The organism is Calothrix sp. FACHB-168 (assembly GCF_963889195.1).
GTDB lineage: Bacteria > Cyanobacteriota > Cyanobacteriia > Cyanobacteriales > Nostocaceae > Aulosira > Aulosira anomala_A.
This window is the reverse complement of sequence record NZ_CAWPNJ010000037.1, coordinates 78,206-94,331: the sequence shown is the minus strand read 5'-3', so window position 1 is coordinate 94,331 and position 16,126 is coordinate 78,206. Positions and strand designations below refer to the sequence as shown.

Sequence of the window (16,126 nt, the reverse complement as noted above, 5' to 3'; positions counted from 1 at the left end):
GGAGAAAAAGGCAACTACAGTACACAGCGTATTAAATTTGACTCTAATCGCTCTGATTAAATTTTCGTTACATAGTTATAAATTTTCCCGCCCACCTACTTTTAAAGAGCGATCGCTGTCGAAGGTGTCTCAACTTGAGGCGAGTAATGTTTGCAGAAGCTAGATGCAAGGGTAAACCAGCAATCAAAATATGCCCGCGTTGCTTCCACCATCAACTTGTAGCATGACTCCATTGAGGTAGGAGGCGGCGGGAGAACAGAGAAATACGGCAACATTGGCAAATTCTTCCGGCTTACCCATGCGGCTTAAAGGGATGTTTGCATTGATAGCTGCAATTTCTGCTTCTTTGGTTGTACTATTTTTGGCAATACGGGCATTGATTAATTCTTCTACACGCTCTGTATATGTCCAGCCTGGTAAAATGCTGTTAACGCGGATTTTATCGTTACCTAATTCTTGGCTGAGGGTTTTGGTTAAACCAATAACTGCTAGGCGAATAGAATTAGATAAAATTAGATTTTGCACTGGTTGCTTGGTAGAAGTTGAGGTAACAGTGAGAATTGCGGCGGCACTAGATTGGCGTAGGTAAGGTAAGGCGGTTTTAATTAAGTTCACTGCACTAAGTAAATTCAGATTAATTGCCGCTTCCCACTGTGTAATATCAATATCATCAAATGTGCCAGCAGGCGGCCCCCCGGCATTAGTTACTAATATATCTAAGCCGCCAAATTTCTCTACTGTGGCATGAATTACCCGCTCAATTTCTGCTGGTTGAGTCACATCTACACGCAAAGCTAGGACTTGCTTACCTGTTTCTTCAGCAATTTCCGCAGCAGTTTTGTCAATTAATTCACTACGGGCGCAGATAGCAACTTTTGCACCTTCACGAGCAAATTGTTTGGCGGTGGCTTTACCTAATCCTTTGCTAGCGGCTGTGACTAAAACTATTTTGTTATTCAGTTGTAAATCCATAATCTGAAGTTTTTTAAGTTGATTAAATTTGGTGCATTGTCATTTGTCATTGGTCATTTGTCATTTGTCATTTGTACGGGCAAACTTACCAAACCCTCAACTCGTAGGGGCGGGGTAACCGTAGCCCTACAATTTTGCATAATTTATTTTTTGGAGTTACCTAATAACAAATGACCATTGACCATTGACCATTGACTATTGACTAATAACATCCCTTGCCAATTATATTTAATTACGCCGACCTAATTAATCTAAAAGGTCTGGTTGTTCGCGCACCATTCTGTTATAAAATTGCTGAAAACAACACCAGCCATTAACAGGTGTGCCGAGATGGATGTGTGTTAAGCGTGCGGTTTCATGACCAATAATTTTAGGTTTACCGGCGGCTTCAGCTAATAGTTGTGCTTGGCTAGAACGTTCTAAATTCATGAACCACCAACAAGCTTCATCGACGGAACGACCGACGGTAAGCATTCCGTGATTGCGTAAAATTATAGCTTTATGATGACCTAAGATTTCCACGATTCTTTTAGTTTCGTTAATATCTAACAAATCCCCGGTGTAGTCATCAAAAACGCTGTGATCTTCGTAGAAAGCACAAGCTTCTTGATTTAAAGGTTCAAGGGGACGACCTAAGCAAGACCAAGCTTTACCATAAATTGAGTGGGTGTGTACTGTAGCGATCGCATCTGGTCTAGCTTGTAAAATATAAGAATGTACGGCAAATGTGTCTCGATTTACTCCTAGCTCGCCTTGAACTACATCGCCGTTATGATTTACTAATATTAAGTGAGAAACTCGAATTTCCCTAAAATTTATTCCCTGTGGGTTGATCCAAAAATGATCGGTTAATTCTGGATCGCGAACTGTAATATGACCATTGAGACTTTCATTAAATCCTAGTTTGGCAAATAAGCGAAAAGCCGCAGCTAGGTGTTGTTTGCGGTACAAACGCTCATCTTCAATTCGCTCAAATACTGGCGGTAATGGTTGTTCTAATTTACGCATATTATTTTTCCTACAGTTTTAAGTAACCATGAGTTTTTTGGCTATGGTTAATAGATGTTGTCGTCCAACATCATTTATAAATTCCACGATTAGACAAGCAATCGGCATCAATACCGATTTTCTTGCCTCTGGGGACATAAAAATCTTTATTTAGGCTTTTGTACTTTCGAGAAAGTAAATCTTACTGACGCTGGACGCTACGTTTTTGATTAGTGCCATAGTCAGTCTTTAACCCTAATTGCTCCAAGGGGGAATAACTCAGGGATTCTTTTAAGATAATCGTAAATGGATAGCGCCGGAATACAGTAGCTTGTCCTTGTGACAAAAGCTTTCTGGCATGACTAAGGTGTATAGGAGATAAAGGCAGTTTGTTGGCATCAAGAATAAAAACTTTAGTCATTATGGCTAAATTAACCAAGCAATAATTATCAGGTGTTCTGGTAACAAAGCAACTACCATCTATTGTTGGGGCTGCTGTTGTACTTTTGCTTTTAGTGTTAGGTAATTAGATCGTGAATATAAGCGATCGCCTCTTGTACAAGATGCAATCTTCAAATCAGTATAGTATTTACTCGGATACCTTAGTTATCCTCAAAAAACTTTGCTAGTAAATTCATGACTCCTCATTAGGCTAGTGTCTGTAATATTTTGCCCATCTGCCAATTGGGATAATATTTCTAAGTACTTCTATTTCAAGCGATCGCCAGTTTGATATGCGTGATATTTGGCTCTAAATGAGAAAATATTAAGTTTTGTAGATATGTAAAAGTTTTTTGCTAGATTGCCAATTCGCGAAACAAAACTTAGCAATTGCGCCAGAGGCAGGGGGCAGTCTGGATGAAAAAATTTTCATCGCTATGTATGGAAGGGAAGGAGGACAAGGGGGACAAGGGAAGGGGGACAAGGGGGACAAAATCAATTCAAAATTCGCTCATTCAAAATTCAGAAATATTTTTGACTTTTGACTTTTTATGCCCCATGCCCCATGCCCTATGCCCCTTTCAACTGTGCTTCACTAATCCAAGCACCGTGAAAACCATAAGGTACTCGTTGAGGAATAATTACCCGCGCTACAGGTTCGCTGCTGACATCTTGGGCATTAACTACCACTAGTTCCGAGGTATCAGAGATTTCATCATGAACAAAGGTAATTAGCCAGCCATCATCTTCATCTGTTGCACCAGGACGGGGGGCAAATACAGCTTCGCCGCCAAAGCGTCCTTGTCCAAATTCATGGGTTTGAGATTTCCCGCTACTGAAGTCGTATTTAATCAGACCATCAAATAAAGGTACGGGAGTATTCGCCGCTTTCCCAGCGTAGCCATATCGTGTTGGCAACCCGACATAATTCTCGTTAATCCGGGGAAATTCTGCGGGGGTATCATCTAATCTCTTGTCGCTGACTGCGCCAGTTCTCAGGTTAAATCGCCATTCATGCAAGCGAGGTAGATTAGCATCTGGATCGCTGGAGTTGTCATCACCTAAGACTGTAGTTGAACTCATGCGACAGCCGAGAAGCACGACTTCATCGCCAGCTTCGTAAGCATTGTAAATATGGAAAATGTAACAAGGTTCACTTTCAAACCATCGGATATTACTGTTGTTACCATAACGGGGTACAATACCAAAACGACTAGGGCGATCGCGCTCAAACATAAATAAAGGTTCACCGCGCTGTAACCGTTCACCACTGATAGTCAATGGTAAATCCAGGAAAATACTATAGTTTTTGGTAATAGCAAAATCATGCATCATCACCGGCACAGGCAAATCAATAGGCACTGTTTGCAATAATTCACCCACGGCGGAAACTATACTGTATTGCAGATATGGCGGCGCGAAGGAATAACCAAAAAACATCATCTCGCCGGTGACTGGATCTACTTTCGGATGAGCTGTAAAAGCAGAAACCAGCTTGTCATTGTAAGTATACTCGCCAATTGTTTCTAACTCAGGAACTTTAATTGCGTGGGGTGCGCTACCTTCATGGAGCGCCAACATTTGCCCGCCATGCCAAATTAACGCCGTGTTAGCAGTACGTTTATAAGCACCGTAGGGATTATCCATTTGCGGTGGTTCTAACAGCCCACTCCAAACAGCCTTACCCGCTTCGCGTTCAATCTTCCATCCCTGAGTTTGCACGTAGCGATTGCGATAAGTGGCTTTACCTCCACTAATTTGCACACCATGTAACATCCCATCACCATCAAACCAATGGTAATTACCAATGGGCGGCCATTGGGGATTGGGGCCATTGCGGACAAACATACCCGATAAATCCGGTGGTAATTCTCCTAATACTGGCAAACTATCTGTAGCGATTTCCTGCCCCACTGGTGCAAAATTACCACTAAGATATGGATTATCTGCTGTGGTTGAAATTATGTTACTTGTCATAAAAAGCAAACGCGATCGCGGCAATGTTTCCCATATATTTTAGCGATCGCATGATTTTTTTGAGGACAAGGCAGGGAAGGGGGACAAGGGAAGGAGGACAAGGAAGACAAAGGGAACAAGGAAGCAGAGGAAGCAGAGGAAGCAGAGGAAGCAGGGGTGCAGAGGAGGAAAATTATATAGATGCTCTCCCTCTGCCCCTCTGCGTCTCTTCTCCCTCTACTCACTATTCACCCAATGCCCAATGCCCAATGCCCCATGCCCCATACCCTAAACCAGCAATCTCAGCAATAGTTTTTCAAAGTTGTAATATTTACGTTCTCTGACATGGGAATACCCTTAAATGGAATATAAGTACGGGAAGAATCTCATGGCTGATCTGAATGGTACTTGGCTAGGAACCTATTGGCAACAAGGAGTCCCTAGCCGCTTTGAAGCAGTCTTCGTTCAAAGTGGCAATGCTCTTAGTGGTTCTATTTTGGATGACAATTACTTAGGCGAAGCCCAAATTAGTGGCGAAGTCAATGGACGTAGTATTAGCTTTACCAAACGCTATTTAATTACCTCTCCTGCTCCGATAAAATACATTGGCACTCTTTCAGAAAATGAAGATTACATTCAGGGACAGTGGAACATCGGCCCCCGCCACTATGGCCCTTGGGAAGCGCGACGTAGTGGAGAAGATTTGATGGCAGAACTGAAAACGCGGATTCAGCAGCAAATTCCCCAAGCGACGGGGTGAACGGGTAGGGGGCAGCGCCTCGGCTTCGCTCTGCGGCAGGGGGCAGGGGGCAGGGAGACAAGGGACACAAGGGACACAAGGGGATAACTAACCATTGACAAATGACGCATCATATTTTTCTTTGGTGAAGTAGCATCACTTCTTGTAGTCTGCGCAGGCGGATTTGCTAGAGGTAGCCGCACTATTGTAGGGTGATGGCGAGTTTGAAAACACGCCCTAGCCCTTGCTATTAAAAACTTTCTCCAACAGTCAAACTATTGCACCGAGCGATATTCCGCCAAGAACTTAGCTTAAATACACAAAAATACAATAAAATATTCCTCAATTGACTTAATTTTGCTTAAGCAAGTACTCTGAGCGGAGTCGAAGCAGTATTGCTCGGTTAAGCTCAAAAACCTTAACCCGCGTAGGTTGGGGAGCCACCGCCGTGGACGGGTTTCCCGGCTTGAGGCGAGTGGCGTTTGAGGAACGTAGACGCGGAGCGGCTTCCCGTAGGGTAACCCAACATTTGGGTAGCTGTGTTGGGTTGAGGCTCTGCGAAACCCAACCTACTAGCGCGTCTAGTCTAATTTGTTGGGTTCAAAAAATGGAAATGCCATAATTTCGGAATAATATCATTAATCAACCAAACATTTTAAGGTTGCCGCGCTACTACAATTTTCCTTAACCGAGCAGTATTGGTAGTGCGAGCATCTTGCTCGCGCGGGCAAGACTTCGGCGTGAGCGCTCAGTCGAACGCTGCCCGCACTACAAATATTAAATTGTTCAACTTATTTAGCATTATTTAGCAGGTCATAGTCAGAGATGAATTATGGTGGTGAAAGCGGATTCAGCCACAAGAGCATAGCATTTTTTAGTTGGTTTAAGTCACGGTATGCTTCTTGTTTAAACCATTGTCCTATCGCATCAAAAGGCGTAAAAGATGCTCCTGTTTGCCATTTGATATCTTGGCCTAAGGGTGTAGTATGAGTTCCTGGTAGAGTTTGTATTGTCACCATCTCTGGAAAGCGTTCTTGTAAAATTTGGCTTAAAGCTTTTGATTGGTCAAGGGTATCATTGCTAAATTTAATTAATAAATTGCGCCGGATATTGTAGCTTTCTTTTACTAGCTTGTTAGTTTCCAGGGGTGTGGGGGTAAACTCAATTGCTAAAGCTGAGTTTAACTGCTCTACTAAGGGGATAGCATCTTTAGCGGCGTAGTTGTTAAAAGAAATGAGAATATTACCTGCACGTTCTACATTAAAGACACTACCAGTTAGCAGGTGAAGTTTACAACCCATGCTATGTCCAATTCCATAGATAGGAAGGTAGGCTTTACGTAATGCTGAAGAATCTTGGAGACGTTCGAGAGTGCGCTCAAAATTTAGCAGTACAGATTTAGCGATCGCGATATGATCTAGGGTATTAACAAAAGGTGTGGCAACGATTAAATATCCTTTAGCAGCGAGTTGTTCCAGTAGCCAACGGTAAGTCAGATGGGGTGCAGTTGCGACAAAAGCACCTCCTAAAAAATGGATGATTCCAATAGGATTTCGGGGAATCAGCACCCAGTTACCTCGAATTTCTTTCCATTCCATGCGGATAGGCGATCGCTCAATTAATATATCTTTATGTTAAAGCAGCGATCGCAGTGCGGGAAGAATTTACCTTAAAGTTGTTGATGGTTGACTGTTGAGGGTTGACTGAGAATTACTCTATCTGGTTTGCTCAATTCTATCTACAGCTTGTACAGCGCCATTTATATAAAAAGGCACAGATGAATTTTTGACTGACTTTGCTTGCTTTAAAATCAAATCAACAGTCTGTTCGATATGTAATAGCTGCTTATCTAATTGCATATTTTCAATGTTGTGTATGCAATAACTGTTGCAAGCTCTTTTATCTTGGCGATCGTATAATCGCTCTAAGGCTAAGGCGACTAAAGGTACACCCACAGCAGCGCATTCATAAACTGTATTATAACCTCCACCACCAACGACAACATCAGCTGCGGCGAAACATTCAATTCCTGGATGGTGGGAGATCCAAAGATTTTCTGGACATTCTGGGGGACAATGAGCAGCTAAAATTCTGACTGCGCAATCGGGGAAGTTTTTTTGTAGGTGTAGAGCTAATTTACCAAATAAAGCTAACTCTGATGTTTTACCAGAAGCGCAAACAACAATAGTTTTGACAGATTTATCTACTTTGAGAATATGCGATCGCGTCGTCACTTTATCTGGTAATTCCCAAAAGTTACGAATTAACCAAGGTTCTGTATGTTCTACTATAGGTAAATCGCAAAATGCTAAATCTTTTCCTTCACCGGGAACAATAACTTTATCAAAGTTTTTAATAACAAAATTTCGTAAGTTTTTAGCTGCTACATAACGTGAGTTAATATCCCGATGAATCAAAATCCGGGGTATATGATTCAATTGGGGTAAAATATCTACTAACTCACCTCCTAATCCTCTGGGGAAGGTATCAATAATTAAGCGATCGTAGGCGGTATTATATAGTAATTCTCTGACGCGCAAACAAGTCTGAGAAGCACCTATGTTGTCAGGAATTAGATAGATAAAACAGCCTTCATCATCTATTTGCTTTGCATAGGGACTATTAGTAATAATTTTGACATTTATGCGATTTGTCGCTATTCGTCCCAATGATAAAGCACGATTTAGATGTCCCCAACCACCACCCAAAGCGTAAATTAGCCAAGTCTCCGTCAAAATTACGTTACCTTGCTCTCACTAAAAATTAAAATATAAAATTATCGACATTGCAGAAATGTAAGATGAATTTTATTCATCTCATCAACCAGCAATATCAATTCTCATACCAAGTCACATCTAGCGGTACACGATCTACCTTTAAATAGTTAATCGAGGTATATCATGTATGTCGCTAACTTGACTTTAAGTTAGCAAATTTCGACTTCAGATTATAGTCTATGACTTTTTTGTTGAGTAGATACAATAGCTAAAATCAGATAAATACAGATAAAACCAGATAAATAGCTGTTTAAAGGGAAATTCTAGTTTATAGAAAAATATAGAACAATAATCAAGCAATATTGACCATTAACAAATCTCAACTTGCTCCCATATCGCTTTCAAAATCAGCATCTCGCTCTGTTTCTAAACTTACAGCATCCGCTTCTGTAAAGTCTACATCACCAGTTTCCGGATCGTAAGAATAGCGACCGCGGTCTTCATAGTAATCTCTACCCCAACCGGAGCGATAATTACCATATTCGGAATAATAGGCGTAGTCATCTGCGTAAGTTTGGTTACAATCAGGACAGCCTGTCCTATCAGTACGACCACAGCGACGCTTAAATAGAAAGCCTACCATGCGATCGCACTCCCAAACTGTGGAAGTAAAGCTTACCACGATTTCACAAGCACCAACAGTAATGCGATCGCCATTTTTTAGAATACCACCATTCACCTGTACGCCATTAATTTTGATGCCATTGCTGGTATTTTGGTCAGTAATTACTAATTCTTGATTTTGCCAATCAATTAAAGCATGATAATCTGCTATTAAGTCATCTTCAATAGAAATTCTCGAAACTCTTTGTTCATTGATTTTTTGTGGCATTTCTGAAAATCTTCTGCCAATAGCTACTGGAGTTTCTAATAATGGTTCTCGTTGTTCTTCACTATTGGGATCTAGCCAACTTAACTGAATTTGCAAAGTTTATTTACCTCCTGTTAAATTGACAGCATAAGCTAAACCAGCTTGCTGTTCGCGGGTGAGAACATCAAAGCCAAAGCAGGTAAATGCAATTGGCGATAATTGAGATTTGGTGGAAAAAATTGTTTTTGATGGTGCTTTGATTAACGAGATTTTATCATTTTTAACTTTTACTTGATAAACTAAATTTTTGTTAGGTGTGACTATTTCAAACCCGTTATTCCGCGACTGAATCAGATAAACTTCTTTCTTCGCTCCATCTTCTAACTTATATTCGCTATCATTCTGCTTTCTCAGAATATATAAATCTTGTTGTTGATTAGCATCTTTCAGCTTCCAAGCACCTTGTTCGCTGACTACATAACCTAATACTTTTTCTGATGCATTCTTGATTTTGATTTTCCCGGATTTATCAGCTTTAATTCTGGCTAATTCTTGATTTTTAGCATCAACTAATTTCGCACCATCCGCTTCTGGCTTCATCGTAAATAATTCTGTACCACCCTCAGTCTTAAATTTAATTTTCTCCTGAGTCGCAGCTACATTAGTAGCCACTGATGTAGTTTGAGAACTGCTATTATTATTGTTATTACTGTTATTACTGTTATTACTATTACTCGCTACTTCATTACCAGACTTAGCACTATCACAGCTAACGATAGTAGTGACTAATAATAATGCCAAAAAACTTCTCAAAATTTTTATTTTCATAATTTATCTTATTTAGAAATAACTTTTGCTAAATTTAATACTTGATAAAGACTGAGAAACATCATTGTGATTGTTTCATATATTTCTTGGCTTTTATCTGCTACTTGTGGAGCCATCCGTACACTTAAATGTATAGCTTTATCTGTCAGCTTGATATTCCGCAGATGAGATAAGTAAGGAAGTTTTACCGCATTACTAATTTCATTTTGCAAAATTTTAATTGCTCCATAACGGCGTTGGGGATAATTTAAGCTGATAACTATATCCAACCCTATATCAGTAGTTTTTGTTTTATATTTGCTTTTACCACTGCTACCACGTTTCCAACCATATTGAGTTTTTACCGCTTCAGTAGCAGTTAATAAAAACCGAGTTTTATCTAAAAACTGTCCTGTTAATTTTAACCATTCATTTTGATATTTATCTATTTTCCAGTCGCGCTTAGTGGGATGAGGTACAGTTTCAGCTAAATTTTCTTTAATTCTCGTCTTTTTAAAGGATAATTGAATTTCTAATTCGCTAGCTGTATCCATATCTCGCGATAGCATGTCTACAATTCGCTGCGTCACTTCATAGCGAAAATTAATAATATTTAACTTCCGCAATTTGAATTTTTTAAACAATTCATATAATATTGCAAATATTAAACCAATAATTCCTAAAAACAGCACCAATATTAATAAAGATACGGCTGGAAACTGAGCCATTACTAAAAATAATATAAAACCTAAAACAACGCAGGCAATTATTCCGTAAAAATAATGTAGCGCTCGTTTAGCATATTTACTCTGCTGTAGTTCTGCTAATTGATCTATACCTGCTATTTCTTGCAAATCAGCAATAATTGTACTAATATCTGCTTTTGCTGTATAAATTTGGCTTTGTTTGAACTTAATAAATTCAATCGACATTTTCTCAAAACTCCGCTTATTAAATTAAAAATAGTTTTATTAACTTTATTGACAAAATATATATAAAATTTTACTTTTTTAGCGCTGTCCTTTGCATGTCATCAAAAAAAGTAATTTATTTACACAAATATAATTACTATATATTAGCAATATATACAATGTGGCTGTCAGTATATCAAACAGAAAATTAAGTGTCAACGAAATTTATATACATTAATGAGTAAATCGAAAATTGCTTATATTGCCTTTGATACAGTTCCTGCGCCTAAAGGTGCAGCTATTCATATCCAAGCTTTTTCTATTGCTTTAGCCACAGCTTTTGAAGATATTCATCTAATCACAGTTTCTCCCACAGTAACAGGTATAGATACTCAAGAAATTTATCCACAAGTTAGACAAACTACATTCCCTGCAATAGGAGAGACTTTAATTCACAGAGTTTTATATTTTCGGCATTCACTTCTCAATTGGTTGCAAGGAAAGCGATTTGAATCTATACATATACGTTCAATTTATGAAGGATATCCCATTGCTAGGAATAAACAGAAATATTGCGATCGCCTAATTTTTGAAGTTAACGGTTTACCATCAATCGAGTTAAAATATCGCTATCCTGCCGTAGCTGAAGATAGAGAATTATTGCATAAATTGTACTCTCAAGAGCAAATTTGTCTGGAAGCCGCCGATTTAATTATCACCCCCAGCAGTATCACCAGCGAATATTTACAAAATCGCAGTATTTCTGTCGATAAAATCCGTGTAATTCCCAACGGCGTAGATTTAAAAATATTTACAAATGACCAAGGACAAATGACAAATGACAAACTAGAAATTATCTACTTTGGTACACTTTCACCTTGGCAAGGTGTAAATCTAGCCGTTGAAGCATTAGCCTTAATTAACCGAGAATTTCCTGCTAATTTAAAAGTTATTGCACAAGCCAGAGAATATCAAATTAAAGCATTAAAACAGCTAGCATTAAAACTGGGAGTAGCAGATAAATTAACTATTTTAGAACCAATTTCTCAAACTCAATTAGTGACACATATTCATACCAGTGATGTAATTTTCGCTCCTTTAATGCCAAGCGATCGCAATTTAGTTCAAGGTTGTTGTCCTTTGAAGATTTTAGAAGGGATGGCAACAGGGATACCTGTAATTGCTAGCTATTTACCAGTGGTGAGGGAATTAGGAGAAGATGGAGTACATTTTTTATTAGTTAAGCCAGGTTCCGCCAAATCTCTCAAAGATGCCGTGTTACGCTGGCAAAATGAGCCAGAATTAGGGGAAAAACTAGCGATTAATGCCCGTCAGCGAATAGAAGATAATTATACTTGGCAACGTGCTGGCGCAGCTTTAATTAAAGCTTATACAGAATTGGGAATTAAACGGGCGATTAAAGTTTGAAGCTGTAATTTTTCTTGAGCTAGGGAATATTCAGTTAAAATGCGATCGCGTGCAGCTTGGCTAATGTGATTTTTCTCCTCATCTGTTAACGTCAAATATTCCAACACCGCCTTACCTAGCTTGTGTAACTGTGAACGAGGTAGCAAAAAGCCATCTTTACCATGTGTAATCACCTCTGGAATCCCACCCGCATCACTGGCGATACAACCACAACCACAAGCCATTGCTTCTAACAAAGCATTTGGCATACCCTCCCACAATGAAGGCTGGAGATAAACATCACACAGGCGTAAATATTCAGCCACCGCCTCCAAATTTGGTAAATGTCCTGTGATAATTATTCTCTGGGAATTTTCTGGCTGATTAGTTTTATACAATTGCAGCACAGACTCTTGAGAAGGGCGTACCTCACCAATAATTAACAAACAAGCAGGATGTACTTGTCGAACTGTGGTTAAAGCATTCAATAAAAACTGCTGCCCTTTTTTCTCCCGCAATTCTCCACAAAAGCCCAAAATCACCTCATCTGGAGTAATTCCCAAAGACTCCCTAGTAATTCCTTCCCCCCTCCTCGCTTGCGGAGAGGGGCTGAGGTTTGGCGGAGAAAATATTTCTGTATCAACCGCATTTTTCAATACCAATACATCATCCCGCCCACTCAATAGCTGAATCTTACGAGACATATCAGCACTTACCGCCGTAATCACCTTGGCATGTTGCAGCGTCCATTGCAAACGGGCAAAATCTCCCGGTGGAAACATTTCGCGGTCAATATCATTACCACGGGCGCTAACTGTACTAGGTAATCCTACAAGTGCAGCAAACCAAGTAGCCAAAAAACCACTGGGAAACAAATAATGTCCCCATACAGCATCATAACGAGAGGCAGAATGTAACCATTCCAAAACATTTAATGTATGAGGCATCGTCATATCCCAATGACGATATAATCCGATACGATAAACACGAATCTTTGCTTCTTTAGTTTCCGGTGGTAAAACCTCACCCGGTTGTAAATAACGACTCCAAGTCACAACATCAACCTCTATACCCAGTTGTGACAGCGTCCCTACCAACCTTGTTGCACTCCTAGCCAAACCACCCAAATCTGGCGCAAATCTTTCTGTAATGAAAAGTAGGCGTGTCATGACTGTCCTTTAGCTCATTTCCGCCTTGTAATTATCTCTTGCAGAATGGGAATAAAAGAGTAAAGTTTAATTTTGCGATCGCACTTCTCCAACACCACAAATGCGTAGCCGTAAGGCTTGTCGTCAGACATCGCACTACAAATCTCTAGCCCAGCAAACGTTTAAGCTGCTTATACACTTCATCGTCGTTACGTTTACCGACTAAAATTACCTCGACCAAATCTGCATCTATATCAAAGCGGTAAACAATACGATATTCTCCAGAATCTACGCGATAGTATCCTGGATAACCAATTAATTCTTTATAATCTGCGGGTAAGGGGTCAACATTGAGTGACATTACTTTTTTCGCTATTTGGGCAGCGATTTTGGGTTGTAAACCTTTGAGAAAATCGAGAACCGTCTCTAAACCATCTAATTTTGCCATACCATAAATTAATCATCAAATGCTGCTAGACGTTCGAGTTCTGTAGTAAAAATCTCAGAGCCAACCATTTTAGAATTAGCTACAGCCATTTGTGCTTGTTGACCTAAAATTAAATCTTCTAATTGAGCAATTCTATTCATTAATTGCTCGTAATTCTCCGCTGACATAATTACGTAACTAGCTTGTGATTCGCTTGTCAGTCTGATTGGTTCCGTCGCAGCTTGTTCTAAAACATCGCTGTAGATATTTTGGATATCTCCAAGGGTAAATTGGCGCATTTTCAAGCTTTCCTAAATGCTTATGAAGAGATTATAACAAGTACATCATTAATATTTTTTAGCAACTAATTAAATTCACGCGATCGCATTTTCCCATAAACTTAATAAATGCGATCGCACATCCCCAAAACCAAAACGCGAAGGACTTACTTCTCGCAGTCTCTCTGCACTTCATCCCAAAGTCCAAGTTGGTGTAGGATGGCAAAGACAATATTTTTGGTATATACTATAAATGCGCTTTGAATGGGACGATAATAAAGCTGAGTCAAATTTTTTGAAGCATGGTATTGAATTTGAGAAAGCTGTAACAGTTTTTGCCGACCCTTATCTCATGTTTACGGAAGATTCTAGTCATTCTTAGGGAGAAGAAAGGGAATGGGCAATTGGTGAAACAGAAGATGGCTTAATTGTTGTGGTTGTTTTTACCATGCGAGGTGAGCGAATCAGGATAATTAGTGCAAGAAGAGCGACCAAAAGGGAGTGTCAACAATATGAATCAGGAATCTGAGTTTCCTTTTGACAGAGCAAGACGAGTTACACCAGAAGAAAACCAAAAATTCAGAGATGCGATCGCAGATCAGTTTGGGGTTACACTCAGGAAGCGCGGACGACCAGCCAAGGATGAAGAGGAAAAGTATGAGCCGGTTTCCATTAGATTTCATCCTAAAATTATAGCCTGGGCAAAGAAAGAGGCAGAAAAACGAGGAATAGGATATCAAACAGTTATTAATGAAGCACTATTAGAGAAAATAGGCTGAACAAATGTGATCTACATATCCTCAACCAAAACGCGATCGCTCTACCCGCATCAATCACAAGGGAATGAGGGAACAAGGAGGATAAGAGAGAAAAATGCCCCATGCCCAATAACAAAAAAGAGGCCTCGCTCGACCTCTTCGCAACTCCCTACAATAATCTTCGTTATATAGATGGTAATTACAGCAACCCAGTGTTAGTACCTTGCTTACCAGTTGCCAATTCAACTTTCACGATTTTGCCACCCATTTTCATGATGCGTTGCTGTTCGCGGAACCAGTTCTCGAAGGGTACTAACTTGGTGAAGTAGGTATTTTGTAGTTCGCGTTGGGTGCGAATTCGGGTTTGACTGGGTACACAAGCAGTAACTTTAAACAACCGGGCCATCTTAGATTCTCCTGTAGTAATTGTGAAAACTTTTTTATTTCAAAAAAGGGGAGTGTTTTTTAAGACAAATTCTTTAAATTAATCACTGCAAAGGCTGGAAATCAAGCATCAATACTAGACCACTAACACTCATCATAATTGATTATTTCAACCAAGGTAAGCGATAAACACTCTAGCACTCACGATTGATTTCCAGACCTCAATTAAGTCGCACCTAAATTATTAAGTGCCAACTAACTCTTAGCTTAAGCCAGAGGAGATATAGTCTAGGTAAACACCCATTTCTTTACCAGCATCAGAACCTACCAAGCTAGCGGTTACTTCTTTGATAGCTTGGATAGCTTGTACGGTAGAGCTAACGGGAACGCCCAAGGAGTTGTAGGTTTCTTTCAAACCGTTGAGTACGCGCTCGTCGAGGATGGAAGGATCGCCAGCTAGCATAGCGTAGGTAGCGTAGCGGAGGTAGTAATCCAAGTCGCGGATACAAGCAGCGTAGCGACGGGTGGTGTACATGTTACCGCCGGGACGGGTAACGTCAGAGTACAACAAAGATTTAGCTACAGCTTCTTTAACGATCGCAGCAGCGTTAGCGCTGATGGTGCTAGCAGCACGCACGCGGAGTTCGCCACTGGAGAAGTAGTTTTTCAGCTTGTCTAAAGCAGAAGCGTCTAGATATTTACCTTGAACGTCTGCAGAGTTAATGACTGCGGTAATTGCGTCTTGAGCCATGTTGTTAATTCCTTTTTTCCAACCGTATTACAATACTTCGGTTTTAGCAGCGAAACCGCTTTAACCTAGGAGAGGGCACCGACTACATAGTCGAAGTAAGAACCAGCTTCAGCTGCATCATCAGCAGACAGTAATGCAGAAGCGCCGCTCTTTAAACCACGGATACCTTCAGTAATACCTTCGATAGGAGTACCCAAGGATTTGTACATTTCACGAGCGCCGATTACACCGATTTCTTCGATGGGGGTTACGTCGCCAGAAACGATTCCGTAGGTAACTAGACGCAAGTAGTAGTCTAAGTCGCGTAAGCAGGTAGCTGTCAATTCTTGACCGTAAGCATTTCCACCAGGAGATACTACGTCAGGACGCTTTTGGAAAACTTGTTCGCCAGCTTGCTTAACTAGACGCTCGCGGTTTTCAGTTAAGATTTGTGCAATCCGCAGACGACGCTCACCACTGCTAACAAAGGACTTGATCCGATCTAACTCACCAGGGCTGAGGTAGCGGGCTTCTGCATCAGCATTCACGATGGACTTCGTGACGATACTCATTAATGGATTCCTCCAATCTAC

18 protein-coding genes and 1 pseudogene are annotated in these 16,126 nt (G+C 40.2%); 4 read left to right on the top strand and 15 right to left on the bottom strand.

The features are described from left to right. Positions 1-183: 183 nt before the first annotated feature. The 4 genes from AACW45_RS22360 to AACW45_RS22345 form a co-directional block, all read right to left on the bottom strand. Entirely contained in the window at positions 184-972 is a 789-nt protein-coding gene (locus AACW45_RS22360; RefSeq protein WP_190634892.1) for an SDR family oxidoreductase, read from the bottom strand. Positions 973-1,218: 246 nt separating this feature from the next. Further along, a complete protein-coding gene (locus AACW45_RS22355) occupies positions 1,219-1,980 on the bottom strand; it encodes a class II aldolase/adducin family protein (protein ID WP_190634890.1) in 762 nt (253 codons plus the stop codon). A gap of 181 nt (positions 1,981-2,161) precedes the next feature. Then, positions 2,162-2,380 carry an RRXRR domain-containing protein gene (locus AACW45_RS22350; RefSeq protein ID WP_190634888.1) on the bottom strand — a complete coding sequence of 73 codons (219 nt, stop codon included), beginning with the start codon at positions 2,378-2,380 and terminating at the stop codon, positions 2,162-2,164. A 590-nt stretch (positions 2,381-2,970) separates the two neighbouring features. Continuing rightward, positions 2,971-4,362, bottom strand: a complete 1,392-nt coding sequence (locus AACW45_RS22345) for a carotenoid oxygenase family protein (RefSeq protein WP_190634897.1) — start codon at positions 4,360-4,362, stop codon at positions 2,971-2,973. Between the two features lie 382 nt (positions 4,363-4,744). Here AACW45_RS22345 and AACW45_RS22340 point away from each other — a divergent pair, with 382 nt between their 5' ends. Next, complete coding sequence (locus tag AACW45_RS22340; RefSeq protein ID WP_096643774.1) at positions 4,745-5,116, top strand: hypothetical protein; 372 nt, start codon at positions 4,745-4,747, stop codon at positions 5,114-5,116. Between the two features lie 809 nt (positions 5,117-5,925). On the opposite strand, the gene AACW45_RS22335 is transcribed toward AACW45_RS22340, so the two are convergent. The 5 genes from AACW45_RS22335 to AACW45_RS22315 form a co-directional block, all read right to left on the bottom strand. After that, complete coding sequence (locus tag AACW45_RS22335) at positions 5,926-6,693, bottom strand: DUF1350 family protein (RefSeq protein ID WP_190634887.1); 768 nt, start codon at positions 6,691-6,693, stop codon at positions 5,926-5,928. A gap of 117 nt (positions 6,694-6,810) precedes the next feature. After that, the gene (locus AACW45_RS22330) at positions 6,811-7,830 is read right to left on the bottom strand and encodes a UDP-N-acetylglucosamine--LPS N-acetylglucosamine transferase (protein ID WP_190634885.1); all 1,020 of its coding nucleotides are present in this window, start codon (positions 7,828-7,830) and stop codon (positions 6,811-6,813) included. Positions 7,831-8,191: 361 nt separating this feature from the next. Next, positions 8,192-8,800, bottom strand: a complete 609-nt coding sequence (locus AACW45_RS22325; protein ID WP_190634882.1) for an FHA domain-containing protein — start codon at positions 8,798-8,800, stop codon at positions 8,192-8,194. Between the two features lie 3 nt (positions 8,801-8,803). Next, complete coding sequence (locus AACW45_RS22320; RefSeq protein ID WP_190634880.1) at positions 8,804-9,511, bottom strand: hypothetical protein; 708 nt, start codon at positions 9,509-9,511, stop codon at positions 8,804-8,806. An 8-nt stretch (positions 9,512-9,519) separates the two neighbouring features. After that, positions 9,520-10,422 carry a hypothetical protein gene (locus AACW45_RS22315; RefSeq protein WP_190634878.1) on the bottom strand — a complete coding sequence of 301 codons (903 nt, stop codon included), beginning with the start codon at positions 10,420-10,422 and terminating at the stop codon, positions 9,520-9,522. A gap of 216 nt (positions 10,423-10,638) precedes the next feature. Between AACW45_RS22315 and AACW45_RS22310 the strand changes: the two genes are divergently transcribed. Further along, positions 10,639-11,829 carry a glycosyltransferase family 4 protein gene (locus AACW45_RS22310; RefSeq protein WP_190634876.1) on the top strand — a complete coding sequence of 397 codons (1,191 nt, stop codon included), beginning with the start codon at positions 10,639-10,641 and terminating at the stop codon, positions 11,827-11,829. On the opposite strand, the gene AACW45_RS22305 is transcribed toward AACW45_RS22310, so the two are convergent. The 3 genes from AACW45_RS22305 to AACW45_RS22295 form a co-directional block, all read right to left on the bottom strand. After that, positions 11,790-12,977, bottom strand: coding sequence for a glycosyltransferase family 4 protein (locus tag AACW45_RS22305; RefSeq protein ID WP_190634874.1), 1,188 nt, complete (start codon positions 12,975-12,977; stop codon positions 11,790-11,792). The genes AACW45_RS22310 and AACW45_RS22305 overlap by 40 nt on opposite strands. 145 nt (positions 12,978-13,122) lie before the next feature. After that, a complete protein-coding gene (locus AACW45_RS22300; protein WP_015131022.1) occupies positions 13,123-13,404 on the bottom strand; it encodes a type II toxin-antitoxin system RelE family toxin in 282 nt (93 codons plus the stop codon). Positions 13,405-13,412: 8 nt separating this feature from the next. After that, the gene (locus tag AACW45_RS22295) at positions 13,413-13,682 is read right to left on the bottom strand and encodes a type II toxin-antitoxin system prevent-host-death family antitoxin (protein ID WP_190634872.1); all 270 of its coding nucleotides are present in this window, start codon (positions 13,680-13,682) and stop codon (positions 13,413-13,415) included. A 232-nt stretch (positions 13,683-13,914) separates the two neighbouring features. Here AACW45_RS22295 and AACW45_RS22290 point away from each other — a divergent pair. Both AACW45_RS22290 and AACW45_RS22285 read left to right on the top strand, forming a co-directional pair. After that, a pseudogene (locus AACW45_RS22290) lies at positions 13,915-14,190 on the top strand (BrnT family toxin). After that, on the top strand, positions 14,174-14,440 hold the full coding sequence (locus tag AACW45_RS22285) for a BrnA antitoxin family protein (RefSeq protein ID WP_190634870.1): 267 nt from the start codon (positions 14,174-14,176) through the stop codon (positions 14,438-14,440). Before AACW45_RS22290 ends, AACW45_RS22285 begins: the two are co-directional and overlap by 17 nt. 178 nt (positions 14,441-14,618) lie before the next feature. Here AACW45_RS22285 and AACW45_RS22280 read toward each other — a convergent pair whose 3' ends face one another. The 3 genes from AACW45_RS22280 to apcA form a co-directional block, all read right to left on the bottom strand. Continuing rightward, complete coding sequence (locus AACW45_RS22280) at positions 14,619-14,825, bottom strand: phycobilisome linker polypeptide (protein WP_045870451.1); 207 nt, start codon at positions 14,823-14,825, stop codon at positions 14,619-14,621. Positions 14,826-15,065: 240 nt separating this feature from the next. After that, the gene (apcB, locus tag AACW45_RS22275) at positions 15,066-15,554 is read right to left on the bottom strand and encodes an allophycocyanin subunit beta (RefSeq protein ID WP_096644085.1); all 489 of its coding nucleotides are present in this window, start codon (positions 15,552-15,554) and stop codon (positions 15,066-15,068) included. Between the two features lie 65 nt (positions 15,555-15,619). Then, the gene (gene apcA / locus AACW45_RS22270) at positions 15,620-16,105 is read right to left on the bottom strand and encodes an allophycocyanin subunit alpha (protein ID WP_096644086.1); all 486 of its coding nucleotides are present in this window, start codon (positions 16,103-16,105) and stop codon (positions 15,620-15,622) included. Between the last annotated feature and the right edge of the window lie 21 nt (positions 16,106-16,126).